The organism is Salmonella sp. 741265055_HSA (assembly GCF_046569525.1).
Lineage (GTDB): Bacteria > Pseudomonadota > Gammaproteobacteria > Enterobacterales > Enterobacteriaceae > Salmonella > Salmonella enterica.
The window spans coordinates 55,469-69,281 of the sequence record NZ_JBKFSQ010000001.1 but is presented as its reverse complement, the minus strand read 5'-3'; the positions used below and the strand labels follow the sequence as shown (position 1 = coordinate 69,281).

The 13,813-nt window shown below is 50.6% G+C and carries 11 protein-coding genes; 9 read left to right on the top strand and 2 right to left on the bottom strand.

All coding sequences use genetic code 11. From position 1 onward, the window contains the following. The first annotated feature begins 6 nt into the window (after positions 1–6). From ydiB to ACLD4K_RS00320, 4 genes are all read left to right on the top strand, one after another. Positions 7–873 carry a quinate/shikimate dehydrogenase gene (ydiB, locus tag ACLD4K_RS00335; RefSeq protein WP_000383488.1) on the top strand — a complete coding sequence of 289 codons (867 nt, stop codon included), beginning with the start codon at positions 7–9 and terminating at the stop codon, positions 871–873. A gap of 44 nt (positions 874–917) precedes the next feature. Then, on the top strand, positions 918–1,676 hold the full coding sequence (gene aroD / locus ACLD4K_RS00330; RefSeq protein WP_411011182.1) for a type I 3-dehydroquinate dehydratase: 759 nt from the start codon (positions 918–920) through the stop codon (positions 1,674–1,676). 153 nt (positions 1,677–1,829) lie between these two features. Beyond that, positions 1,830–3,425: an acyl CoA:acetate/3-ketoacid CoA transferase gene (locus tag ACLD4K_RS00325; RefSeq protein WP_109272649.1), complete on the top strand. Its 1,596-nt coding sequence runs from the start codon at positions 1,830–1,832 to the stop codon at positions 3,423–3,425. Between the two features lie 13 nt (positions 3,426–3,438). Then, positions 3,439–4,590, top strand: a complete 1,152-nt coding sequence (locus ACLD4K_RS00320) for an acyl-CoA dehydrogenase (protein WP_411011181.1) — start codon at positions 3,439–3,441, stop codon at positions 4,588–4,590. Between the two features lie 75 nt (positions 4,591–4,665). Here the strand turns inward: ACLD4K_RS00320 and ACLD4K_RS00315 are convergent, their stop codons facing one another. Beyond that, on the bottom strand, positions 4,666–5,556 hold the full coding sequence (locus ACLD4K_RS00315) for an AraC family transcriptional regulator (RefSeq protein WP_000284832.1): 891 nt from the start codon (positions 5,554–5,556) through the stop codon (positions 4,666–4,668). 462 nt (positions 5,557–6,018) lie between these two features. On the opposite strand from ACLD4K_RS00315, the gene ACLD4K_RS00310 reads away from it, so the two are divergent. From ACLD4K_RS00310 to fadK, 5 genes are all read left to right on the top strand, one after another. After that, positions 6,019–6,783, top strand: coding sequence for an electron transfer flavoprotein (locus ACLD4K_RS00310; RefSeq protein ID WP_000692095.1), 765 nt, complete (start codon positions 6,019–6,021; stop codon positions 6,781–6,783). Positions 6,784–6,804: 21 nt separating this feature from the next. Next, a complete protein-coding gene (locus ACLD4K_RS00305) occupies positions 6,805–7,740 on the top strand; it encodes an electron transfer flavoprotein subunit alpha (RefSeq protein WP_079788381.1) in 936 nt (311 codons plus the stop codon). A 56-nt stretch (positions 7,741–7,796) separates the two neighbouring features. Further along, positions 7,797–9,083, top strand: coding sequence for an FAD-dependent oxidoreductase (locus ACLD4K_RS00300; RefSeq protein ID WP_411011180.1), 1,287 nt, complete (start codon positions 7,797–7,799; stop codon positions 9,081–9,083). Beyond that, positions 9,080–9,373, top strand: a complete 294-nt coding sequence (locus ACLD4K_RS00295) for a ferredoxin family protein (RefSeq protein ID WP_000093362.1) — start codon at positions 9,080–9,082, stop codon at positions 9,371–9,373. The genes ACLD4K_RS00300 and ACLD4K_RS00295 overlap by 4 nt, the downstream gene beginning before the upstream one ends. Before the next feature lie 91 nt (positions 9,374–9,464). Then, on the top strand, positions 9,465–11,105 hold the full coding sequence (gene fadK, locus ACLD4K_RS00290) for a medium-chain fatty-acid--CoA ligase (RefSeq protein ID WP_411011179.1): 1,641 nt from the start codon (positions 9,465–9,467) through the stop codon (positions 11,103–11,105). Positions 11,106–11,172: 67 nt separating this feature from the next. Here fadK and ppsA read toward each other — a convergent pair whose 3' ends face one another. After that, positions 11,173–13,551 (bottom strand): phosphoenolpyruvate synthase, encoded by a 2,379-nt coding sequence (gene ppsA, locus ACLD4K_RS00285; RefSeq protein ID WP_411011178.1) that lies wholly within the window; start codon positions 13,549–13,551, stop codon positions 11,173–11,175. Positions 13,552–13,813 lie beyond the last annotated feature (262 nt).

Sequence of the window (13,813 nt, the reverse complement as noted above, 5' to 3'; positions counted from 1 at the left end):
TATGAAATGGATGTTACCGCAAAATATGAATTAATTGGTCTTATGGCGTATCCTATTCGTCATAGCTTATCGCCCGAAATGCAAAACAAAGCGTTAGAAAAAGCGGGGCTACCCTATACCTATATGGCTTTCGAAGTTGATAACACGACGTTTGCCAGCGCCATTGAAGGACTGAAAGCATTAAAAATGCGCGGTACGGGCGTCTCCATGCCAAACAAACAGCTCGCATGTGAGTATGTCGATGAATTAACACCAGCAGCAAAACTGGTTGGCGCTATCAACACCATTGTTAACGATGACGGCTATCTACGCGGCTACAATACGGATGGTACGGGCCATATTCGGGCAATTAAAGAAAGCGGTTTCGATATTCGAGGAAAAACCATGGTGCTGCTCGGCGCGGGAGGCGCGGCTACCGCCATTGGCGCCCAGGCAGCCATTGAAGGCATTAAGGAAATTAAACTGTTTAACCGTAAAGATGACTTTTTCGAAAAAGCGGTTGCCTTTGCGAAGCGGGTGAATGAAAACACCGATTGCGTCGTTACCGTCACCGATCTTGCCGATCAGCACGCTTTTACTGAAGCGCTTGCCAGCGCAGATATTCTGACGAACGGCACCAAAGTTGGCATGAAACCATTGGAGAACGAATCCCTGATCGGCGATGTTTCCCTGCTCCGCCCTGAATTGCTGGTCACCGAATGTGTTTATAATCCGCATATGACAAAGTTATTGCAACAGGCGCAACAAGCTGGTTGCAAAACAATTGATGGTTACGGCATGTTGTTATGGCAAGGAGCCGAACAGTTTGAACTGTGGACAGGAAAAGCATTTCCATTGGACTATGTGAAGCAGGTGATGGGATTCACAGCCTGACCGGTAAAATTATAATTGCGACGAATGACAATGAAGGGTACCAAATGAAAACCGTAACTGTAAGAGATCTCGTGGTTGGCGAAGGCGCGCCAAAGATCATTGTGTCGCTAATGGGAAAAACCATTACCGATGTGAAATCGGAAGCACTCGCCTACCGTGAAGCGGATTTCGATATTCTGGAGTGGCGCGTTGACCATTTTGCCAACGTGACGACGACGGAAAGCGTACTTGAGGCCGCCAGTGCCATCCGGGAGATTATTACCGATAAGCCCTTGCTATTTACCTTCCGCAGCGCGAAAGAAGGCGGCGAGCAGGCGCTAACCACCGGACAGTATATCGCTCTGAATCGTGCAGCGGTTGACAGCGGTCTGGTCGATATGATCGATCTTGAGCTTTTTACCGGCGACGATGAGGTGAAAGCCACCGTCGGCTATGCTCATCAACACAACGTTGCGGTGATCATGTCTAACCATGATTTTCATAAAACGCCCGCTGCGGAAGAGATTGTTCAGCGTCTGCGTAAAATGCAGGAACTGGGCGCCGATATTCCGAAGATCGCCGTCATGCCGCAGACTAAAGCCGATGTCCTGACCTTACTTACCGCCACTGTAGAAATGCAGGAGCGCTATGCGGATCGTCCGATTATTACCATGTCGATGTCGAAAACCGGGGTAATATCTCGTCTTGCCGGCGAAGTGTTCGGTTCTGCAGCAACGTTTGGCGCGGTGAAAAAAGCATCTGCGCCGGGACAAATATCGGTAGCCGATCTGCGTACCGTATTAACCATATTGCACCAGGCGTAATACTTTATCGTGTGGCGGAATATTCTCTTTCTGCCACAATAAAATAAATAGTTATCTGACATGAATATGTTCCATATTCATTGAAAGCCGCTGTCTTTATTACCTTAACACGGTTATATCGATATTGCTTTCAGGGATAATAGTGGAGTAAATATGAAAATCAATAAGCCATCACGCATTAATGGCCGCGTTCCCGTGCTCTCTGCACAAGAAGCAGTAAATTATATTCCAGACGAGGCCACTTTATGTATTCTGGGCGCAGGCGGCGGCATTCTCGAAGCGACAACATTAATTACCGCACTGGCAGATAAATATCAAACAACCCAGTCACCACGAGATTTATCTATTATTAGCCCTACCGGATTAGGTGACCGCGCCGATCGCGGCATCAGCCCGCTGGCGCAGGAGGGGCTGGTAAAATGGGCGCTATGCGGACATTGGGGGCAGTCTCCCCGTATTTCTGAACTGGCTGAACAAAATAAAATCGCCGCCTATAACTACCCGCAAGGCGTATTAACCCAGACGCTGCGCGCCAGCGCCGCACACCAGCCTGGTATTCTGAGCGATATTGGCATTGGTACCTTTGTCGACCCTCGCCAACAGGGCGGAAAATTAAACGACGTGACTAAAGAAGATCTCATTAAGCTGGTAGAGATCGATAATAAAGAATATCTCTATTATAAAGCGATAGCGCCTAATGTGGCTTTTATCCGCGCCACTACCTGCGACAGCGAAGGCTATGCATCATTTGAAGATGAGGTGATGTATCTTGATGCGCTGGTGATCGCCCAGGCCGTTCACAATAATGGCGGTATTGTAATGATGCAGGTGCAGAAAATGGTAAAAAAAGCCACGCTGCATCCAAAATCCGTGCGTATTCCCGGCTATCTGGTGGATATTGTGGTCGTCGATGCCGACCAGACGCAACTGTATGGCGGCGCGCCGGTGAACCGATTTATCTCCGGGGATTTTACTCTTGATGATAGTACCCAGCTTACCCTGCCCCTTAATCAGCGCAAACTGGTAGCCCGACGCGCGCTGTTTGAAATGCGTAAAGGCGCGGTAGGCAATGTGGGCGTAGGCATTGCCGACGGTATTGGTCTGGTCGCTCGCGAGGAAGGCTGCGCCGATGACTTCGTGCTGACCGTGGAAACCGGCCCGGTGGGCGGTATTACCTCTCAGGGCGTGGCCTTCGGCGCCAATGTCAATACCCGCGCGATCCTCGATATGACCTCACAATTTGATTTTTATCACGGCGGTGGGCTCGATGTCTGCTATTTAAGTTTTGCCGAAGTGGATCAACACGGTAATGTCGGTGTACATAAATTCAACGGCAAAATTATGGGCACCGGCGGGTTTATCGATATTAGCGCAACGTCGCAAAAAATTATTTTCTGCGGAACTCTGACGGCCGGAAGTTTAAAAACTGAAATTACCGATGGCAAATTAAATATTCTGCAGGAAGGTCGCGTGAAAAAATTCGTCAGCGAACTGCCAGAAATTACGTTCAGTGGAAAAATTGCGCTTGAGCGAGGGTTAGACGTGCGTTACATCACTGAACGTGCGGTTTTCACTCTCAAACAAGATGGCCTGCATTTAATTGAAATTGCGCCTGGCGTCGATCTGCAACGGGATATTCTTGACAAGATGGATTTTTCACCGGTTATCTCACCAGATTTAAAACTGATGGACACAAGATTATTTACCGATGGCACTATGGGATTCACGCTTCCTGACGCAACACATTAAAAGGAGTACAAATATGGATTTTTCATTAACTGAAGAACAAGAACTATTACTGGCCAGTATTCGCGAGTTAATCACCAGCAATTTTCCGGAAGAGTATTTCCGTACCTGCGATCAAACGGGCACCTATCCCAGAGAATTTATGCAGGCGCTGGCAGAAAACGGTATTTCGATGCTGGGCGTCCCGGAAGAATTTGGCGGCATTCCGGCTGACTATGTAACGCAAATGCTGGCGCTGATGGAAATCTCAAAATGCGGCGCTCCGGCCTTTTTGATTACCAACGGCCAATGCATTCACAGTATGCGCCGTTTTGGTTCCGCAGAACAACTGCGTAAAACAGCGGAAAGTACTCTGGCCACCGGCGATCCTGCATATGCGCTAGCCTTAACAGAACCTGGCGCGGGATCTGATAATAATAGCGCCACAACAACCTGGACGCGTAAAAACGGCAAGGTTTATCTTAACGGTCAGAAAACGTTTATCACCGGTGCAAAAGAATATCCTTACATGCTGGTTCTGGCGCGCGATACGGAGCCAAAAGATCCTAAAAAAGCGTTCACGCTTTGGTGGGTGGACTCAAATAAACCGGGCATAAAGATTAATCCGCTGCATAAAATTGGCTGGCACATGTTGAGTACATGCGAAGTTTATCTCGATAATGTCGAGGTGGACGAAAGCGACCGGGTCGGTGAAGAAGGCATGGGTTTCCTCAATGTCATGTACAATTTTGAAATGGAGCGTTTGATTAATGCGGCGCGCAGTACAGGTTTCGCCGAATGCGCGTTTGAAGATGCCGCCCGTTACGCCAACCAGCGTATCGCCTTTGGTAAACCCATCGGCCATAACCAGATGATCCAGGAAAAGCTGGCGTTAATGGCCATCAAAATCGAAAACATGCGCAATATGGTGTTGAAAGTCGCCTGGCAGGCCGATCGGGAAGAGTCACTGCGTACCAGCGCCGCGCTGGCTAAGCTGCACTGCGCACGCACAGCGATGGAAGTGATTGACGATGCGATTCAGATTATGGGTGGGCTTGGCTATACTGACGAAGCCCGTGTCTCCCGCTTCTGGCGCGATGTTCGCTGCGAACGTATCGGTGGCGGCACGGATGAAATTATGATCTATGTGGCAGGACGCCAGATTCTGAAAGACTATCAGAACAAGTAAGGATCGTACCGGAACGTCTTATTCGGCCTGACTGCTTTACGGCATCAGGCCGAATAAATCAGATAAATTTCGCCGTCAGGTATTTGGCAGCAAATACGCCTGCTCAACCAGACTATTTTTAAATTGCTTACGATAATCGTTGGGAGAACATCCTACATGCCGCATAAACAATTTGGCAAAATGGTCCACATTTTCATATCCTACCCGCCATGAAATTTCTGCCAGTGGCGACTCGGTGTTTGTCAGCGCAAACTTGGCCTCGGTCATACGTCGTTGAATAACATAGTTGATAGGGGATATATGATATTCTTTGGCAAATTCATGGCATATATAACTGACGCTGGCGCGAAATTTTTTTGATAGCTGGTCAAGCGTGATTTTTTCACGATAATTATTATTGAGATAAACAAGTACATCCTTAATTAATACATCTTTTTTAATGTAGCCTTGTTCAGAACGATAGGCATTTTTAAAATTTTCATAGTAAAGTGCAGTCAGAGTGTAAGCAAATGCATCGTATACAGAGGAAGCCAATACATTTTTTCCCTGCGGAAGTAACACGCTTAATTCATTAAAGATACTTTTAATAACCTCTTTCCCCTGGACCACGGAAACTACCGGGCAGGAATGACTCTGCAATAGTTGGTTTTCTTCCCAACCTGGAAAACAAAACCCATACAGCGCACAGGTATAGGTGGTAGCCGGCGAATTGCTGTCGGATGCTACCGCGTGTAGCCGCCCCCGCTCAACGACGACAATATCGTCCGCATGCGCGACGTAGAGTGAAGAATCAATAATTAACCTGGCTATCCCTTTTTTGACGTAAATAAGCTCTGTTTCATTATCATGCATATGATGGCCAGACTCCCAGTTTGGATCATCGCTAATGACGAAACGTGAAAATCGAGGGGTCTTGTCCTGTTCAAAAATTGTCTCCGCGGCGGAGTCAAAACAGCGCTGATACATAATAACCTCTGTCAGGTTTAAAAAGATAACCAGGATAAAATAAAGCGAGCGTCAGTGTTGTACAACCGTGGAGATTACCAGCAAAACAAGATTATTCGTTCCAAATGCAAGATATTATGTTCTTTTGCAGACAGCTCATATTACTTGTCGATAGCGTATTATCAGACAAAAATACATAGCCGACATATCTTTGATGTTTTCTTTTAACCTCACAGAAACAACATTGCACATTTCATGTTAAAAAATGATGATATGTTTCGCACTTATTATTCTCACTACCGTATTTATATTTTTATGACACCCTTTTCAGATGTTTGCTAACGATTCTCTGTTTGCAGATTTTTTGTGCAAGATTGTTGGCAAGGAAAACAGATTGACCCATCGTAAACCTCTTCAGACTGCCGCAGACTATTTTCAGTCAGATTTACGTTACTTATCCGCACGCGACTCACTGGAGATGCAATGAAAATAATAACCTGCTTTAAGTTGGTGCCTGAAGAACAGGACATTACCGTGACCCCGGAGCATTCACTCAATTTTGATCGTGCCGAGGCCAAAATCAGCCAGTTTGATTTAAATGCAATTGAGGCCGCCGCGCAGTTAGCTGGCGATGGCGACGAGATCGCCGCGCTCACCGTCGGTGGCTCTCTGTTGCAAAATTCAAAAGTCCGCAAAGATGTGTTATCCCGCGGGCCGGATGCGCTTTTTATGGTTCAGGATGCGCAACTGGAGCACGCCCTGCCCAAAGAAACCGCGCTGGCGCTAGCATCCGCGGCGGAGAAAATCGGCTTTGACCTGCTGCTCTTTGGAGAGGGCTCCGGCGATATTTATGCCCAACAGGTGGGCCTGCTGACTGGCGAACTCCTGAAACTCCCCGTCATCAACGCAGTAAGCCATATTCAACGCGACGGCGACAAAATCATCGTTGAACGCACACTGGAAGAAGACGTTGAAATTATCGAGCTCACGCTGCCCGCGGTGCTTTGCGTGACCTCAGATATTAACGTTCCACGCATCCCGTCAATGAAAGCCATTCTCGGCGCCGGGAAAAAAGCCGTTACGTCGTGGCTGGCGAGCGATATCCACTGGACCCCAACCACGCCACTGGCGGAACTGGTCGCCATCTCGGTACCGCCGCAGACAGAACGCAAGCATATCATTCTCGATAACGATTCGCCGGAAGCCATTACCGCATTGGCCGACCATTTGAAAAAATCCCTGAACTAAACCCAACGGAGAAAAATTATCATGAATCATTTAGCTAACGTATGGGTATTTAGCGATAACGTAGAGCGTTATGCCGAATTAATGACCGGCGCGCGGCAGTGGGGAGAAAAAGTTTACGCCATCGTGCAAGGAAACACGGAGATCGACTACGTGAAAGCGCTTGGCGCTGATGAGATAGTCGTTCTTGAATCGCATACGGATTTGCAGCGCGTGGAAAACTATGCCGAAACGCTGGCCTCGTTATTAGGCGACCAAAATGGGCTGCTGCTCATGGCGGCGACCAAGCGCTGTAAAGCGCTGGGTGCCCGGCTGAGCATCCAGCTTGACGCAGTGATGGTGAACGACGCGACGTCTATTGACCTCCTCGACGGGACGCTACACGCAGAGCATCGCATGTACGGCGGACTTGCTTTCGGCAAAGAGAAATTAAACAGTCCGCAGGCGATTATTACGCTGGCACCCGGCGTGCTGGAACCCGCCGCCCCTCTCCCCGGTCATACTTGCCCGCAGACCACGCTGGCATATATTGCCCCACGCCACGAGGTATTGTGCCAGCAGCGGCGCGCGAAATCGTTAAGCAGCGTCGATTTGAGCAAAGCCAAACGGGTCATCGGCGTAGGACGAGGCCTGGCGGCGCAAAGCGATCTGGATATGGTGCATAAACTGGCGACCGTCCTCGGCGCAGAAGTGGGCTGTTCCCGCCCCATTGCGGAAGGTGAAAACTGGATGGAACGCGAGCGTTATATTGGCGTATCCGGCGTTCTGTTGAAATCCGATCTCTATCTGACGCTGGGCATTTCCGGCCAAATTCAACATATGGTGGGTGGAAACGGCGCAAAAATTATTGTCGCAATTAACAAAGATAAAAACGCGCCCATTTTCAATTATGCCGATTATGGTCTGGTGGGCGATATCTATAAGGTTGTTCCTGCCCTCATCGACCAGTTAAGCCGCTAATTCCTTTTTCAACGCACATCTCCCGTCGTCGATACGGCGGGAAAGGAGCATAAAGCATGTCGGATGATAAATTTGACGCTATTGTGGTGGGCGCAGGCGTAGCAGGAACGGTCGCCGCGTATGTGATGGCAAAAGCGGGACTGGATGTACTGGTTATTGAACGCGGAAACAGCGCGGGCAGCAAAAATATGACCGGTGGCCGGCTCTACGCTCACAGTATCGAGAGTATTATGCCGGGATTCGCAACGTCCGCCCCCATCGAACGCGTCGTTACCCGTGAAAAAATCTCCTTTTTAACCGAAGAAAGCGCCGTCACACTTGATTTTCACCGCGCGCCCCCTACTCCGCCCCTTACGTCATATACCGTACTGCGCAACAAACTGGACCCGTGGTTAATGGCGCAGGCAGAACAGGCTGGCGCGCAGTTTATCCCAGGTGTACGGGTCGACGCTCTGGTACGTGAAGGCAATCGCGTCACTGGCGTTCAGGCCGGGGATGATATTCTGGATGCGAATATTGTGATTCTCGCGGACGGCGTGAATTCCATGCTGGGCCGTTCACTGGACATGGTGCCTGTCTCTTCTGCGCATCACTATGCCGTCGGCGTAAAAGAGTTGATTGGGCTCTCTCCGGCACTTATTGAAGAGCGCTTTAATCTGGCGTCCCATGAAGGTGCCGCCTGGTTATTCGCTGGCGCGCCCTCCAACGGGCTCATGGGCGGCGGGTTTCTTTATACCAACCGCGATTCGGTTTCTCTGGGGCTGGTATGTGGACTGGGCGACATTGCTCACGCGACCAAAAGCGTACCGCAAATGCTGGAAGATTTTAAACAGCATCCGGTAATACGCCCTTTGATTCAGGGGGGAACGCTGCTCGAATACTCCGCTCATATGGTGCCCGAAGGCGGCATAGCAATGATGCCGGAGCTGGCAAATGACGGCGTGATGATTGTCGGCGACGCCGCCGGTCTTTGTCTGAATCTCGGCTATACCGTCCGCGGCATGGATTTAGCCATCGCGTCCGCGCAAGCGGCCGCTCAAACCGCCATTGACGCTAAAGCGCGGCAAGATTTTTCCGCCGCGAGTCTTGCCGGTTACAAACGCGCGCTGGAGAAAAACGGCGTGTTACGCGATATGCGGCATTTCCGCAAACTCCCCGGATTAATGGAAAACCCACGGCTTTTTACCGAGTACCCGCGAATGGCGGCAAACATTGTGGGTGATCTGTTCACCGTTGATGGCGGTCCAATCCCACCGTTGCGTAAAACTATCCTGTCACATGCGAAAAAAATTGGACTGGTGAATCTATTAAAAGACGGCATAAAAGGGGCTACGGCATTATGAGTTCGGACAATAAGGTGAATGTTGACGTCAAATTGGGCGTAAATAAATTTTACGTAGATGAAGGACACCCACATATCATTTTGCGATCCTCGCCTGACATGCAGGAGTTTAATAAATTAATAAAAGCCTGCCCTGCCGGACTCTATAAGCTGGACGATGCGGGAAATATTCATTTTGACTCCGCGGGCTGCCTGGAATGCGGAACCTGCAGGGTTCTCTGCGGCAATACTCTTCTCGAAAAATGGGAATACCCGGCGGGAACGTTCGGCGTTGAGTTTCGCTACGGCTGACGCTCTGAAACACCGGATAACGACGCTACGGCGTCTTATTCGGCTTGCCCCCCCGGAGATTACGTCATTTGTATTAATAGAGAACAAGTCAATGAGTGTTACATTAACGTTTGACGCCGCGCGGCGGAAAACCTATCGCGAGTCCGGCTACTGGGGCGATGCTTCACTGGGCGACTACTGGCGGCAAACCGCACGCGCCGTACCCGATAAAATCGCCGTGGTCGATAATCATGGCGCGTCCTGGACCTACGCCGCGCTCGACTGCGCGGCAAGCCGCCTGGCAAACTGGTTACTGTCTCAGGGGATTCAACCGGGCGATCGCGTGGCCTTTCAGCTTCCGGGCTGGTGTGAGTTTACCCTCATTTACCTGGCCTGCCTGAAAACGGGCGCGGTATCTGTCCCGCTACTTCCCGCCTGGCGAGAAGCAGAGCTGGTTTGGGTGCTGAACAAATGTCAGGCTAAAATATTCTTCGCCCCCACCGTGTTCAAACAAAATCGTCCGGTCGATCTTATCCTTCCGCTACAAAATCAACTGCGCCATCTGACGCATATTGTCGGCGTGGATAAACTGGCGCCTGCCACCACAGCGCTTGCGCTTAGTCAAATCATCGACCGCAGCGAACCGTTGCAGTCAGACATTAACGTTCACGGTGATGAACTGGCGGCAGTGCTGTTTACCTCCGGCACAGAAGGAATGCCGAAAGGGGTGATGTTGACCCACAATAATATTCTTGCCAGCGAACGGGCGTATTGCGCGCGGTTAAATTTAACCTGGCAAGATGTGTTCCTGATGCCTGCGCCACTGGGCCACGCCACCGGATTTTTACACGGCGTCACCGCGCCCTTTTTGATCGGTGCGCGTAGCGTATTGCTGGACATCTTTACCCCAGAAGCCTGCCTTACCTTATTAGCGCAGCAACGCTGTACCTGTATGTCAGGCGCGACGCCGTTTATTTACGATCTGCTTTGTGCCGTTGAGCAACAGCCTGCTGACCTCTCCTCACTGCGATTCTTCTTATGTGGCGGCACGACTATTCCCCGGAAGGTTGCCCGCGACTGCCAGCGGCGCGGTATCAAATTATTGAGTATTTACGGTTCTACAGAAAGTTCTCCACACTCGATGGTTAATCTGGGTGATTCGACTTCACGCATGATGAACACCGATGGTTATGCCGCCACCGGTGTAGAAATTAAAATCGTGGATGAAGATCGCAATACGCTTCCAGCAGGCCACGAAGGCGAAGAAGCCTCGCGCGGGCCGAACGTTTTTATGGGATACCTGGACGAACCGGAACTTACCGCCCGCGCACTGGATAATGAGGGCTGGTATTACAGCGGCGACCTCTGCCGCATGGATGAAGACGGTTATATCAAAATTACCGGGCGCAAAAAGGATATTATTATACGTGGAGGTGAAAATATCAGCAGTCGCGAGGTGGAGGATATTTTATTGCAGCATCCACGCATTCATGATGCTTGCGTTGTCGCGATGCCAGACGAACGGTTAGGTGAAAGATCGTGCGCTTACGTGGTACTCAAACCCCCACACCATTCGCTGTCGCTGGAATCTGTCGTCGCCTTTTTTAGCCGCAAGCGGGTGGCAAAATACAAATACCCGGAGCACATTGTGGTTGTAGAAAAATTACCACGCACGGCGTCCGGCAAGGTACAAAAATACCAGCTTCGTCAGGATATTATTAAACGTTTGAGCATGGAGAGTGTTACAGGATAAAGCGCCGGATGGCGATACTAACGCATCTTATCCGGCCTACGTTGAATAGGCCGGATAAAGCATGATGTTACTTGTTCAGTTCAGCCAGACTCAGCCAGGTCTGAACCACGGTGTCCGGGTTCAGCGACAGACTGTCGATCCCCTCTTCCATCAGCCAGGCAGCAAAGTCTTCATGGTCGGACGGACCCTGACCGCAAATTCCAACATATTTGCCCTGTTTTTTCGCCGCGCGGATCGCCATCGACAGCAGCGCTTTCACCGCGTCGTTACGCTCGTCAAACAGTTCAGACACCACGCCGGAATCGCGATCCAGCCCCAGCGCCAGCTGCGTCATGTCGTTAGAACCAATCGAGAATCCATCAAAATATTCGAGGAACTGTTCAGCCAGCAAGGCATTGGACGGGATCTCGCACATCATGATGATCTTCAGCCCGTTCTCGCCGCGTTTGAGCCCCTGACGCGCCAGCTCTTCGATGACCGCTTTCGCCTGATCAACCGTCCGCACGAACGGGATCATGATTTCGACGTTGGTAAGGCCCATATCGTTGCGCACGCGTTTCACCGCTTCACATTCCAGCGCAAAACAATCGCGGAAACTTTCTGCGACGTAACGGCCCGCGCCGCGGAAGCCCAGCATCGGGTTTTCTTCATGCGGCTCATAGCGTTCGCCGCCGACCAGGTTGGCGTATTCGTTGGACTTAAAGTCAGACAGGCGAACGATGACGCGTTTCGGGTAGAAGGCGGCGCCTAACGTCGCGATCCCTTCCGTCAGTCGACCAACGTAAAATTCACGCGGCGAGTCAAACCCTTTCATCATCTCACGAATGTCGTTTTGCAGCGCGGCATCCTGGTCGTCAAACTCCAGCAGCGCACGCGGGTGAACGCCAATCATACGGTTAATGATGAATTCCAGTCGCGCCAGACCTACACCTTCATTCGGCAGGCAGGCAAAGTCAAATGCCCTGTCCGGGTTGCCGACGTTCATCATGACCTTCAGCGGTAGCTCTGGCATGGTATCTACGCTGGAGCTTTTTACGCTGAAATCCAGCATGTCGGCATACACATAACCGGTATCACCTTCCGCACAGGAGACGGTTACTTTTTCGCCATCTTTCATGCGTTCGGTGGCGTCGCCGCAGCCGACTACCGCCGGAATGCCCAATTCGCGGGCGATAATCGCCGCGTGACAGGTGCGCCCGCCACGGTTAGTGACAATCGCCGCCGCTTTTTTCATGATCGGTTCCCAGTCCGGGTCGGTCATATCGGTGACAAGCACATCGCCAGGCTCAATACGGTTCATTTCGCCAATATCGTGAATAACTTTTACCGTACCTGCGCCGATACGATGCCCAATGGCGCGACCTTCGGCAATGATTTTCCCTTGCGCATGTAGCGTATAACGCTCCATCACCTGGCCACGGGAGCGCACGGTTTCCGGACGTGCCTGCACAATAAAGAGCTTACCGGTATGACCGTCTTTCGCCCATTCGATATCCATCGGACGACCATAGTGCTGCTCAATCTGCACCGCTTGTTTAGCCAGTTCCTGCACTTCTTCGTTGGTGAGCGAGAAAATGTCGCGCTGTTCCTGCGGCACATCCTCAATCTTCACTTGCTTGCCGTGCTCCTGGGTGGCGGCGTAAACCATGCGGATTTTTTTCGACCCCATGGTGCGGCGTACGATGGCCGGACGGCCTGCCGCCAGGGTTGGCTTATGGACATAAAATTCATCCGGGTTAACCGCGCCCTGCACCACCATTTCACCCAGTCCCCATGCCGAGGTGATAAAGACCACCTGGTCAAAGCCGGATTCGGTATCGATAGAGAACATCACCCCTGACGAGGCGAGATCGGAGCGAACCATCCGCTGCACGCCAGCGGAAAGCGCTACGCCGCGATGATCATATCCCTGGTGAACGCGATAAGAGATGGCGCGATCGTTAAACAGAGAAGCAAATACGTGTTTCACTGCCACCAGCACCGCGTCGAAGCCCTGAACGTTAAGAAACGTTTCCTGTTGACCCGCAAACGAAGCATCTGGCATATCTTCCGCCGTGGCGGAGGAACGCACGGCAAAAGAGGCATTTTCATCATCCGACGAAAGCTGTGCATAGGCATCGCGGATGGCGTTTTCCAGCTCCGGCTGGAAAGGAGTGTCGATAATCCACTGGCGGATCTGCGCGCCCGCTTTCGCCAGCTGGGAGACATCATCAATATCTGTCTTATCCAGCAGCTCATAAATGCGCTGGTTTACGCCGCTTTGATCCAAAAACTGGTTAAACGCATCGGCAGTGGTTGCAAAACCATTCGGAACGGATACGCCCATGCCGGAAAGGTTAGTAATCATTTCACCCAGGGAGGCATTTTTGCCCCCAACTCTGTCTACATCATTCATGCCGAGTTGGTTATACCAAAGCACCAGCGGTGACGAGCCATTGTTGGACATCGAACAATCCTTTTGTGATAAATGAACGAGTTTAAGAAACACATAGTTGCGTATTTATCCTGGCATACTTAAACCCGCGAAAAAAACGGTGAATCGTTCAAGCAAATTTATTTTTTCATTTTTTCAGATTGTTTACGTAGTTGCGCAAACCCGCGCATAGCACGGCATTCCCTTAATAACCCCCGGTATAAACTGCGTTTCCAGGAAATGAAACACACTTTTCATTAATTATAAAAAGTGTCTGTCATTTTATAAAATAAGC